This is a genomic window from Microbacterium ureisolvens, from assembly GCF_015278315.1.
Lineage (GTDB): Bacteria > Actinomycetota > Actinomycetes > Actinomycetales > Microbacteriaceae > Microbacterium > Microbacterium ureisolvens.
The window spans coordinates 392,702-403,409 of the sequence record NZ_JADIJE010000002.1 but is presented as its reverse complement, the minus strand read 5'-3'; the positions used below and the strand labels follow the sequence as shown (position 1 = coordinate 403,409).

Genomic DNA, 10,708 nt, shown 5'->3' with positions numbered 1-10,708 from the left:
GTCTTCGCGCACGTCACGAGGCCGTCCGGTCCTCCGGGCCGTCCGGTCATCGAGTGATACGGAAGACGGGATGATCGCCGGCGACCCGGTCGAAGGATGCGAGCGCGTCCCGCGGCCCGAGTCCGATGTGGGGCCGGGCTCCCGGTGCCACAGCGACGTAGCGGCGCAAGATCTCCGCGCGCCGCGCCGCCTCGACTTCGTGGAGGCGCACCGTCTCGTCGCGGCCGTGGCGACGCAGCGTCGCAAGTCCTGCTGCCGCCCGGACGCTGCGGACCCAGTTCACGCTCGGGCCGAGCATCGAGACCAGGTATTCGCGGTCGCGGAACGGCGTCACGGCGACGGGGATCGAGATCGGCTGACCGCTGGCGCGCCCGGTCACGGTCAGAACCGCGCCGTGGCGCGGTGCCCACCACCGCGCGCCGTATGCCGGCATGTCCATCCTGGTGAGCATTCGCATGAGGCCACGTGGCCTGTCGCCGCGATACAGAGCGCGCTTGATGTCTCCGACCCATCGCCTGGCCGGCCTCACGCGGGGCGGGTCCACAGCACGAACGCGGCCGCTCCCGCGACGCACGGCGCGACGAGCAGCCAGCCGAACAGCGGCGCGAGACCGACATCCCCCGAGGTGTCGCGGATGGTGAGAGCGGCGATCGCCAGCAGCGCTCCGGCGACGAGGAGTCCCGCCATGAGCCAGCGTGTGGCACGGGCTCCGGCGTGTGCCGCCCAGAGAGCGGCGCCCCATCCCAGAAGTCCCAACCCGCCGACGACGACCAGGATGCCGACATATGTCGTGACCGCCGTGTCGACGTCCGGCTGGGTGTAGCCGGGGTACCCGGCGCTGACGTGGTCCCTCAGCAGGGCGCGGAAGTGTGGAACGAGCGGAAGCGCCGCCGCGACCAGCGTGAGGGCGGCTCCCAGGTACAGCAGCGTGAGCGAGACGCGGCGGCGGGCGGCAGGTGCGGACGACATCGATCCTCCAGTACTGAAAGTCACTATCTTTAGGAAGTGACTGTATGATTGTGTCTCGGGAGAGTCAAGAGCTTTTGAAAGTGACTCTCTTTTCCGTCGATCGCTTGCTATCGTTTCGACATGACGGGACTGCGCGAGCGCTCCAAGATGAAGGCGATGCGGAGCATCCAGGAGCACGCCCTCGACCTCTTCGACGAGCGAGGTTTCAACGCCGTCACGATCGAGGAGATCGCCGCAGCCGCGGAGGTCTCGCCCTCCTCGATCTACCGCTACTTCGGGACGAAGGAAGGCATCGTCGTCGCCGATGAGTTCGATCGGGCGAGCCCCGACGCATTGAGCGAGTTCATCGATGCGAACGACCCGATCGGCAGCCTCCTCCGAGCCATCCGCACCTACGAGTCGACGCCCGACGGCTCCACCGCGGACGCGCCGCACGATGAGCCCCGCGAGAACGAGGCGCGGCGCCGGGTCCGCTACTTCTTCACCGAGCCCTCGGTGCGGCAAGCGGTCTGCGCCGTCCTCGACCGTGCCGGCCAGAGGATCACGCCCCTGCTCGCCGAGGCGAACGGTCTTCCGCCCGTGCAGGCGAGGGTGCTCACGAACTCACTCGTGTTCGGCTACTTCGCCGCGCTCGAGCAGTGGTTCCTGGACGACACGCAGCGGCCGATCGCCGACTACGTCGACGAGGGGCTGGCGCCTCTGCGGAGGATCTGGCCGGCGAAGACCTGACGCGCCGCCGCCCGCTTGTATCTGACTCCGCTGAGCCGGCCTCATGTTGAACGGAGCCGTTCCCACGGGGCCTCGTCGGGAGCGATGACACTCCGCGATTCCCGACAGAAGGATCGGATCATGGACGAAAGCACGTCACCAACCCTTGGTGCAATCATCTCGAACCTGGCCGTACGCCGGTTCATCTACAGCACCTACGTGCTCGCTCTCCTCGTCGTCGGCGCCACCCAGGTGGCGCTCACCTCGCTCGGAGTCCCGAACCCCGACTGGCTGATCGCCACCCTCGCCGTGCTCGGCTATCTCGGCGTCCCGGTTGCCGGGCTCGCGGTCGCGAACACGTCGAAGAAGGCCGCGGCTGCGGAACCGCAGCCCGAGCCCGCCGCTGCGGCTGCGGCTGCGGCCGCGGGACGACAGGGCCCGCAGCCCGCCGCGGCCTGAATCGGGAATTCCGTCCGCGCGTGCGCGCCGGCCGGGACAGCGACGGATGCCGCGCCCCGGCCGGTCGGGTGGGTCACGCGATGAGCGCGAGCACGCCCGTGGCGATGAGAGTGGTGAGTCCGGTCCAGACGACGATGGCGACGCCCTGCCAGAGCAGCACCCAGCGCCTGCTCACGCCGGAGGCGACCAGCATGGCGGAAGTGAACTGCGTGGGAAGGGCGAGCGGTCCCAACAGGCTCGCTCCGGGGACACCGAAGCGAACGAGGAAGCGCCGGAAGCGCTCCCGACCCTTCGACTCGGGCTTCGCCCCGTCGATCCCCACTGCGTCAGGTCGCTCGCCGACCAGGACGGCGCCATCGGACACGGCGCCACCAGCCGCGGCGGTCTTGACTCGAGCGCTGCGAGCGACGACCGCCTCACGAACGCGAGCCCCGAACACGACGACGGCGAACACCGACAGGAAGTTGCCGGTCGCGGCGACGGCGAACGCGATGAAGGGGTTGAGGCCGGCCCAGACGCCGAGGGTCGAGGCGAGCTCGCCCTCGAGGAACGGGACCGTCGCGACGGCGCCGACGATCAGGAGTTGGACGAACTCCGGCACCTGCACGATCAGGTCTTGCAGGCCCTCGACGAAATTGGATGTGTGGTTCATGGTTCTTCCGATCAGCTGTGCGGCAGCACCGCTGCCGCCACGATGGCATTGGTGATGACTGCGGTCATCGTTCGGGTGACGGCCGCCGCTGCCGCCTCGGCGCCCCAGTTCCCGCTCTCGAACTGCTTCGCGCGGGTGATGGTGGGAGTGGTCCAGGGGATCTCACGGTGCAGCACGGGCATCGCACCGCTCGCCGAGACCAGCGCGATGAGCGCCGCTGTCCGCGGATGGGGCTGGGCGTCGTCGACGAGCACCGCTCGGGCTGCGCGGACCAAGTCGGCGCGTCGCCCGGAGCCCAGCTCCAGCGCCGTCGATGGGATGAAGCCGAGCGTCTTGCGCACCTCGCGGCGGATGTCACCTCGCGCGACGAGTCGGTCGAGCACCGGCGCACGAAGCGAGGGCCCCACCGCAGCGAGCACGGTCTGCACCTCGCGCGGCTTCTCGGCGACGTAGTCCCATGCAGTCCGAAGCAGCGCGTCGGTCGGCTGGTCTCCGGCCGCGCGCACGATCGCGCCGCGCATGCCTCGGTCTTCGATTTCGGCTCCGCCCCTCTCAGCGAGTTCGGCCAGCAGGGCGCCGGCGAGCACGTAATAGAGGGTGTTCTCGGCCGCGATCGTGCCGGACTCCGGCTGGAAAAGCGTGAGCATCAGGTCTTCAGCGAGGAGCGGCTCGCTGCTGGCGGAGCCGATGCCGGCAACGGATGCCGCAGCCCGGGCGTCTCGTGATGGGTTGATGTCGTTGGGCATGACGGCCTCTCGATCGTGATCCGGTCGGTAGCACAGCGCCCTGCGAGGCGGAAGTCCGGCTAGTACGCTGTGCTAGTACGGTGTACCAACACAGTGTGCCAGTAAGGTATTCCTGTCAAGTCCGGATCGAGGCCAGGAGGTGCGCGATCGACACGCGAACCCGCATTGTGAAGGCCGCGATGGAGATCCTGTACGACGGCACAGGTGAGCGACCGAGCGTTCGAACGGTCGCTGCCCGGGCCGGGATCGGCGCCAGCACGCTGCGGTACTACTTCCCCACGCAGCGAGCGCTCATGGACGCGGTGCTGACCGCCGTCTACGACGAATCGCTCCCCGACGAGCGCATCCGCGACACGTCGGCGCCCGCACGGCAGCGGCTCATCGACTCGCTGTGGAGCATCCTCGATCCCGTCGCCTCAGTGACCGAGGCGCGCGCGGTGTGGGAGGGCGTCTTCTCGTCGTTCATCGGGCCGACCGCGTCGGACGAGTCGCGGGCCGGCTACCTCGTGCTCGAACGCGAAGCGCTGCACCGTGTCGAGGCGTGGCTCGCGATCCTCGAGGCCGAGGGAACGTTGAAGCCCGGCGACAACAGCGCTCGCGCGCGTTTCCTGCTCACAGTGGTCGACGGCCTGTCGATCGAGCGAGCGCTCGCCGCCTCGGGCGAACGCATCGAAGGCGAGCGTGCGACGCTCGCGTTCGCTGTGGACGCCGTCCTCGCGGAGGCTCCTCGAGCCTGAGTCGCATGCAGTCTCGCGTTCGGGCAAGTCCTTCAGTGACCCGGGGTCGTGCCACCCGACTACGGGGAGATCAGCTCCCGCCGGACAACAGCGGCGCTCCACCGTCCGAGAATGGCGCCCGCGACGATGTCCGAGATGTGATGCTGGCCGCGGTACACCCGCGAGAACGCGATCGCTGCGGGAACCCCGTACCGAAGGAGGGGGCCGAGCAGCCTGGCGCCAGGCGCGCCGTGGCGATCGAGCAGGTCGGCGAGCGTGCCGTGGAGCGCGAAGGCTGCCGCCGTGTGGCCGGAGGGGAACGACGACGTCGCGTGCGGCCGCTCCGGGCGCCACACCCTCTCGGGTCGTGGCCGTCCTGCGAGCGCCGCGGATGCGACGAAGCACGCGGTCTCGAGCGCGAGTGCCGCCGCAGGGGCGACAGCGGAGCGCCGGTCGCGCGTCGACAACCAGGTGACTGCGCACCAGATCGCCCCGTTCGCGATCGTCTGCGGCACGCCGGAGTACCACGAGAGGGGCCCGGTGAAGCGGTCGATCGGTTCGCGGGGTCCAGTCGGGTCGACGAGGTCGGCCATCGCGGCGACGTCGCTCTCGGCCGGCCGGTGGCCGAATGCGCCCTGGAGGGCACGCACGACGCGGTCCTCGCGTGGGTCGTCGCCGCCGAGGGGCCGCATCACCCGCCCGGCCGCGCCGAATATGGCGATCGCGCCGAGCCCCGGCAGAACGACGGCTCGGAGCAACGACATGCCCGCAGACTAGTGGCACGGGGCGGGATGGACGTGGATCGCAGGGCCACTCCCGGGAAGCACCTGAACGCCGGTCGTTGAAGTGTGGACAGACGCGCGGCGGGACCAGCCCACGCGCATCAGGTGAATAGCTCGTCGAACGCGTCGATGCGTACCCGCGGCGCAGCGACGGCCGGCTTGATCGCGCGCTCGGGCGTGACGGCGTCAGTGCTGACCGAGTTCATGAGTGCGCGAGCGGACTCATGGAGGAATCTGCTGGGTTTGGCGGCGACGTGTTTGGCCAGGAATGCGGTGGGATGCGTGGGCAGCTGCGAGGGCACGTACACATCGAGGGTGTCGCGTGCCCGCGTGATGGCGACGTAGAAGAGGCGCTCCTCCTCGGCGAGACCGGCGGTCGAGGTGAGCGCCATGTCCGAGGGCATCGCGCCGTCGTTCGCGCGCAGCAGGTGTACCGCGTCCCACTCCAGGCCTTTCGCGGAATGGATGGTGGACAGGGTCAGCCAGTCTTCATCGAGGTGTGGCTGCTTCGCCCAGTCACCGGCGACATTCACCGGGTCGATCGCCTGCTCGCTGACGAACGTGCGCAGATCGGATTGCTGAGCGGCGGCCTGCGCGATGCCGTCGACTTCGGTGACGCGACGATGCCAATCCGGATAGTGCGCGCGCAACAGCGGATCCACCACCCCCCGGCAGGCCTCGACCAGCTCCGGCACGGCGGTCGTGGCGTCGACGGCGCTCAGCAGCGACAGCGTCGACGCGAGCCCGGTGCGCGCCTTCGCCGGTGCCGCCGCAACCGCGTCGGCCGCGGCATCCGCGCTCCCGTCCGCGAGGATTCCGGCCAACCCGCGGGCACTCGCTTTGCCGATCGCGCGGTGTCGGGTGAGCAGGCGGTACCAGGACACCTCGTCTGCCGGGTTGAGCACCACCCGGAAGCTGGCCAGGAGGTCGCGCACGTGCGAGGTCTCCAGGTAGCCGATCCCGCCGAACTTGTGGAACGGGATACCCCGCACCTTCAGCTCGACCTCCAGTTGCGCACTGTGAGAGCCGGTGCGCATCAGCACGGCCTGCGAACGCAGCGGCGTGCCGTCCACGTGCGCGGCGAGGATGCGGTCCGCGATCGTGCGGGCCTCGTCGTCGGCGTTGCGGCAGGTCACGAGCGTCGGCCGGGCGCCCGGCTGCGAACGGTCGGCGACCAACCGCAGTCTCAGCGCTCCTGGGCGCACCTGGTTCGCGAGATCCAGGACCGTTTGGGTGGAACGGAAGTTGCGTTCCAGGCGCACGAGCGTGGCATCGGGGTAGGCCTCCACGAGTTCGAGCAGGTGGCCAGCGCTCGCCCCTCGGAACGCGTAGATCGCCTGTGCGTCGTCGCCGACGACAGTGAGCCCGCGACCGTCCGGACTGAGCCCGCGCACGATGTCGACCTGCAGCTGATTGACGTCCTGGTACTCATCGACCAGCACCCAGTCCCAGCGCGCCCGCAGCCGCGCACCGACATCGGGATCAGCGACCAGCGCCCGCAACGCGATGAGCAGATCATCCAGGTCAAGCAGGCGGCGCTCACGCTTGCGGTCACGGTAATGACGCAGCAGGGCGGCGATCTGATCGGCCTGCTCGAGCGCCCAGGGAAACTGCTCCTCGATCACGGCACGGGCCGGTGTCGCAGTGTTGATCGCACGGGAGGCGATGTCGGCGATGGCGCGCGTCGTGGGCAGCCGCACGTCGGTGCCGTCGAGCCCGTGCTCCGCGCGCAGCAGGTCGAGCAGATCGATGACATCGTCAGGATCGATGACCGTCACCGCCTCCAAGCCCAGATGCTGAGCGTGTTCGGCGACGATGCGGTGCGCGACGGCATGGAACGTGCCACCGGCGATACGCTGCGCAGCCTGCGCGTCCCCGCACATCACCGCAGCACGAGAAAGCATCGCGGACGCCGCGCGGCGGGTGAACGTCAGCAGCAGGATCCGCTCCGGTGCAACCCCCGCCTCCAGCAGCCGCGCCACTCGCGCGGTGAGCACCCGCGTCTTCCCCGTACCCGCCCCCGCCGCGACCACCAGCGGCCCGTCCCCATGCTCGACGGCCGCAAGCTGTGCCGGATCCAGCCCGCCAACCGCATCATCTTCTGCCACGGGGGTGACCGTAGCCAGCCCCTCGGACATTCAGGCCCCTCTTGGCGAACTCGCGCAGATGCCGAAGCGGGTCCGCGCGTGGGCGGCAGTCCTACCTTTCAGCGGGTCGTCACGGTGGGATGATGTCCTGCGCGTCTCGCGGGTATACCAGCCGCAGCTCGACGCCGTCCTCCACGGGTCTGCTGTAGACCCACACGGGCCGTCAGTCGAGGGGTGTGGGACCGATCTGCGTCGGCTGCTCAGACAACCCCATCCGCTCCACGAGCTGATGAGCTCTCTCACCCTCCGCCGGACGCACCGTCACGTAAAGCGTGACTCTGTAGGGCTGGTAGTCGATCCGAGGTTCGCCCACCATCGTCGCGCCCGCCGGCGGTGAGATCAGCCATGCCGGCGGCACTGCATCCTTGGCGGTCCAGACACCGAGGAGCTGCCAGATGGCGTACCCGCCGACGATGATCAAGGCGATCGTCCACCCGACGAGACGCCGGTCCTCGGCGTCGAGGGGCCGCGGCGCCTCCTCTGTGTCGGTGTCGTCTTGATCGGTCAACAAGCTCTCCTTAGAGTCCTCGCGTCCACGTGAGGATCTGAACGACGCCTCGGTACTGAAGCTCGCCGTACAGCGGTACGACCCTCTTGACCGTAGTAGCCGAACGCGTTGGTTGCGCGCACGCTGGCCCGGGAGCTGAGCGGTCACAGCCGTCTCCCGGATCGAGACGAGGATCCCGGGCAGATCGACGGCGAGCTTCGCGACATACCGCGCGGGCGATTGACGACCTCGAGGGACGCATTCCGTCGAGCACTCAGCGCCCTCCGGCGAGTGGACTCCACGATCCAGTCGAGGGTCCCGACCGAGCGCGCCGGATGTGGATCTGGCGCGTTCGCGAGACGCAACGGCGTCTACTGCTGGACGCGGGATGCAGAGGGGACGCCGACCTCGTCGAGCCAGTCGGCGAGGAGCGCCGCCAGGAGGCCGGGGCGCTCGTGGGGCAGTGCATGACCGGCATCGCCCACGGTCACGACGGTGGCACGCGGGTAGTGATCGCCGAGGCTCTGTTGCCGTTGCCAGCCGACCCAGTGATGGTGCCGGCCCGAGATCACTAGGACCGGAGCAGTCACGGTTGCAGTGTCCGGATCCGCGGCATGCGGACCCGCGGTGATCGCCCTCTCCAGGGTCTGCTCGTCGACCTCGCCGATGACCGGGACCACGACGCGACGGAATCGCTCCAGGGTCTCAGCGGTTCGAACGACGAAGTACCCTTCGTACTCGGCTCGCTGATCCAGGGCCCGTGCCTCGGACACGTGATCGTCTCTCACCACGGCGAGTGCAGGGGTGCGCTGCTCCCCGGGAAGAGCCGGGCAGACCAGGGCGATCCCCGCGACGCGGTCGGGATGGCGGGCCGCGATCGCGCGAGCGAAGTGTCCACCGAACGAGTGCCCGAGCACGAGAAATCTCCCCGCCCGTGCCTCCTCCTCCAGGAGGCGGTCGACGAGGTCGAGCACGTCATCAGGTTGCCGAACTCCCGACGACGGGCGGGAATCGCCGTGCCCAGGCAGGTCGATGTAGACCCGACGCACCGGCCGCGCCCCGATCATCGGTTCGAGAAAGCCACGGACCTCGCCCCGCGCGGAGTACGCGCCATGAAGCGCCAGCAGTGGGATGCCGTCGCCGACAACCTCGTACGCGAGCGAAGCCGAATCGCTCAGCTGAACACTCATCGGCATGTCCCCATGATGATTCAAGCGGAACACCCACCCAAGCGATCGCTGCAGATCCGCTCGAATCGGGATCCTCATTCGGGGCGGCTGTCGAGTGAGGTGGTCGTCCGGCTGTCAGCCGTTCCCGGTCGGGGATGTGGTGATCTCTCGGCGTCTGCGGTTGCGTCGGTCTTCGAGGATGACGCTGATCAGGACGGCAGCGGATAGGAGCGTCAACCCTGTCTGGGTGATGGCATCCGCGCCACTGGTGTGGTCGGCGCCGTCTCCGGCGATGAGCCAGCGGCCGTAGTCACCGAGCCCGTGCAGCAGGATGGGCGCCCAGAGGGTGCCGGTGACGCGGAGCGCGGCGTAGAAGAGCACACCGTCCATGGCGGTGACGGCGATCTGGAAGGCGATGGTGCCGACCGGCACTCCGCTGATGCCGCTTCCGACGCTGTTCGCGGCGCCGAACGCGAGTGCTGTCGCCAGCAGCGTGACGGTTTCGCCGTGGTGGGCGCGGACTGATTCCAGCAGGATGCCGCGGGTGAACAGCTCCTCGCCCAGCCCGACGAGCAGGTAACAGACAAGCCCGATGAGGATGTAGCTCACGGACAGTTGCGCCCACGGTGCTTCGGCGAACAGGGCCACGATCTGCACGACGAGGAGGACGGGTATGAGCCACATCCACCAGCGACGCGGCGTGGATCGCCGGAGGGGCGCGTCGGTCCAGATGTCGTGCCACCAGCCCGACAGCCGGGCGAACACGAGCCCGGCGGCGATGGCGATCGGAAGCGGGATGAGGTGCGTGAGCGCGAGCTCGGTCACCGGATCGGCCTCGCCCGCGCCCAGCGCGTCGATCAGCAGGCCACCGCCGGCAGCGACGATGACGTAGAACGCGAACGCGACCAGACCCACCCACACGACGCGGGGAACACGGTCGTCCACGGTCGCCGCGACAGTGCCCGCGTGGGTCACGGCGTCGCTGCGACGCCGGTAGCGGGCGTGGAGAGTCTCTCATCCGCGCCGCGGATGACGAAGGCGACGCTCGCGAGCGCGATGACGACACCGACGATCTCGATGATCCCTCCGGTCGCAGCGAGAGGACCCGGAGTGCCGTGCCCGACGGCGAAGGTCGAGAAGTCCCAGAAGCCGTGCAGCACCATCGCCCAGATCAGACTGCCGGTGACACGGCGCAGGATGTAGAAGATCGTCCCGCCGCCGAATGCGAGAGCGACCTGCTGAAGCGTCGGGGCCAGCGGCTGGCCGCCGAGTGCGTTGATGAGGTGCATCAGGCCGAACAGTGCCGAGGTGAGGAACCACACCCACACCTCCGAGAGCCGACTGCGCAGGCCCACCAGCAGCAGCCCTCGGGTCGTCAGCTCCTCCGTGAAGCCGACGAGAAGCAGGACGACGGATGCCGCGAAGAACGCGCCGTCGTACGAGCTCCAGTCCGTGGAGACGAGGTTGACCAGCAGCGCCAGGACCATGATCGCGGGGGCGATGATCGGCCACGAGTGCGCGGACCGGTGCCGATCGAACAGCGCCGGCCGCCACCACCCCAGCAGCGTCGTCGTGATCGCGAGCAAGATCGCACCGACGATCAGCGAGAGCCCAGCCCCGAGGAACAAGTTCGCGCCGCTGTCGCCGAGGTCGGTGTACGGCACCCCCGTCAGCTGCTGCACCGCGAACACGACCGCGACGTACCCGAAATAGATCACCACGCCGATCCATACACGCGGCTGTACCCGCAGACGCTCAGCTGCGCTCGAAGTCATATGACGTTCTCCTTGACGAGTTATCGGCCAAGTGAAGCGCATACGCAACGAGCAGCAGGCCAGCCACGCCCAACGTTCATCACCGCGACACTCGCCCC

At 69.0% G+C, this 10,708-nt stretch carries 13 protein-coding genes; 3 read left to right on the top strand and 10 right to left on the bottom strand.

Going from position 1 to position 10,708, the window contains the following annotated elements:
- Positions 1 to 46: 46 nt before the first annotated feature.
- A complete protein-coding gene (locus IM767_RS04100) occupies positions 47 to 439 on the bottom strand; it encodes a nitroreductase/quinone reductase family protein (RefSeq protein ID WP_239453456.1) in 393 nt (130 codons plus the stop codon).
- Between the two features lie 86 nt (positions 440 to 525).
- Positions 526 to 969, bottom strand: a complete 444-nt coding sequence (locus IM767_RS04095; protein WP_109211790.1) for a hypothetical protein — start codon at positions 967 to 969, stop codon at positions 526 to 528.
- A gap of 120 nt (positions 970 to 1,089) precedes the next feature.
- Here IM767_RS04095 and IM767_RS04090 point away from each other — a divergent pair, with 120 nt between their 5' ends.
- Positions 1,090 to 1,698 carry a TetR/AcrR family transcriptional regulator gene (locus tag IM767_RS04090; RefSeq protein ID WP_109211791.1) on the top strand — a complete coding sequence of 203 codons (609 nt, stop codon included), beginning with the start codon at positions 1,090 to 1,092 and terminating at the stop codon, positions 1,696 to 1,698.
- Between the two features lie 120 nt (positions 1,699 to 1,818).
- Positions 1,819 to 2,136, top strand: a complete 318-nt coding sequence (locus tag IM767_RS04085) for a hypothetical protein (RefSeq protein ID WP_162564384.1) — start codon at positions 1,819 to 1,821, stop codon at positions 2,134 to 2,136.
- Positions 2,137 to 2,209: 73 nt separating this feature from the next.
- Here IM767_RS04085 and IM767_RS04080 read toward each other — a convergent pair whose 3' ends face one another.
- The gene (locus tag IM767_RS04080; protein ID WP_109211793.1) at positions 2,210 to 2,788 is read right to left on the bottom strand and encodes a small multidrug efflux protein; all 579 of its coding nucleotides are present in this window, start codon (positions 2,786 to 2,788) and stop codon (positions 2,210 to 2,212) included.
- Between the two features lie 11 nt (positions 2,789 to 2,799).
- Positions 2,800 to 3,534 carry a GOLPH3/VPS74 family protein gene (locus IM767_RS04075; RefSeq protein WP_109211794.1) on the bottom strand — a complete coding sequence of 245 codons (735 nt, stop codon included), beginning with the start codon at positions 3,532 to 3,534 and terminating at the stop codon, positions 2,800 to 2,802.
- A gap of 80 nt (positions 3,535 to 3,614) precedes the next feature.
- On the opposite strand from IM767_RS04075, the gene IM767_RS04070 reads away from it, so the two are divergent.
- The gene (locus tag IM767_RS04070; protein WP_339327383.1) at positions 3,615 to 4,271 is read left to right on the top strand and encodes a TetR/AcrR family transcriptional regulator; all 657 of its coding nucleotides are present in this window, start codon (positions 3,615 to 3,617) and stop codon (positions 4,269 to 4,271) included.
- A gap of 59 nt (positions 4,272 to 4,330) precedes the next feature.
- Here IM767_RS04070 and IM767_RS04065 read toward each other — a convergent pair whose 3' ends face one another.
- The 6 genes from IM767_RS04065 to IM767_RS04040 form a co-directional block, all read right to left on the bottom strand.
- Positions 4,331 to 5,014, bottom strand: coding sequence for a phosphatase PAP2 family protein (locus IM767_RS04065; protein WP_109211796.1), 684 nt, complete (start codon positions 5,012 to 5,014; stop codon positions 4,331 to 4,333).
- 119 nt (positions 5,015 to 5,133) lie between these two features.
- Positions 5,134 to 7,140, bottom strand: a complete 2,007-nt coding sequence (locus IM767_RS04060; protein WP_162564385.1) for an ATP-dependent helicase — start codon at positions 7,138 to 7,140, stop codon at positions 5,134 to 5,136.
- 202 nt (positions 7,141 to 7,342) lie between these two features.
- Complete coding sequence (locus tag IM767_RS04055; protein ID WP_109211798.1) at positions 7,343 to 7,687, bottom strand: hypothetical protein; 345 nt, start codon at positions 7,685 to 7,687, stop codon at positions 7,343 to 7,345.
- A 350-nt stretch (positions 7,688 to 8,037) separates the two neighbouring features.
- Entirely contained in the window at positions 8,038 to 8,862 is an 825-nt protein-coding gene (locus tag IM767_RS04050) for an alpha/beta fold hydrolase (RefSeq protein WP_162564386.1), read from the bottom strand.
- A 108-nt stretch (positions 8,863 to 8,970) separates the two neighbouring features.
- Positions 8,971 to 9,810 carry a CPBP family intramembrane glutamic endopeptidase gene (locus IM767_RS04045; protein WP_109211800.1) on the bottom strand — a complete coding sequence of 280 codons (840 nt, stop codon included), beginning with the start codon at positions 9,808 to 9,810 and terminating at the stop codon, positions 8,971 to 8,973.
- Positions 9,807 to 10,610: a CPBP family intramembrane glutamic endopeptidase gene (locus tag IM767_RS04040; protein WP_239453458.1), complete on the bottom strand. Its 804-nt coding sequence runs from the start codon at positions 10,608 to 10,610 to the stop codon at positions 9,807 to 9,809. Before IM767_RS04040 ends, IM767_RS04045 begins: the two co-directional genes overlap by 4 nt.
- Positions 10,611 to 10,708 lie beyond the last annotated feature (98 nt).

Excerpts from the sequence above, each read along its gene's own strand:
- IM767_RS04100 (WP_239453456.1), bottom strand. The coding sequence starts at position 439 with ATGGACATGCCGGCATACGGCGCGCGGTGGTGGGCACCGCGCCACGGC.
- IM767_RS04095 (WP_109211790.1), bottom strand. The coding sequence starts at position 969 with ATGTCGTCCGCACCTGCCGCCCGCCGCCGCGTCTCGCTCACGCTGCTG.
- IM767_RS04090 (WP_109211791.1), top strand. The coding sequence starts at position 1,090 with ATGACGGGACTGCGCGAGCGCTCCAAGATGAAGGCGATGCGGAGCATC.
- IM767_RS04085 (WP_162564384.1), top strand. The coding sequence starts at position 1,819 with ATGGACGAAAGCACGTCACCAACCCTTGGTGCAATCATCTCGAACCTG.
- IM767_RS04080 (WP_109211793.1), bottom strand. The coding sequence starts at position 2,788 with ATGAACCACACATCCAATTTCGTCGAGGGCCTGCAAGACCTGATCGTG.
- IM767_RS04075 (WP_109211794.1), bottom strand. The coding sequence starts at position 3,534 with ATGCCCAACGACATCAACCCATCACGAGACGCCCGGGCTGCGGCATCC.
- IM767_RS04065 (WP_109211796.1), bottom strand. The coding sequence starts at position 5,014 with ATGTCGTTGCTCCGAGCCGTCGTTCTGCCGGGGCTCGGCGCGATCGCC.
- IM767_RS04050 (WP_162564386.1), bottom strand. The coding sequence starts at position 8,862 with ATGCCGATGAGTGTTCAGCTGAGCGATTCGGCTTCGCTCGCGTACGAG.
- IM767_RS04040 (WP_239453458.1), bottom strand. The coding sequence starts at position 10,610 with ATGACTTCGAGCGCAGCTGAGCGTCTGCGGGTACAGCCGCGTGTATGG.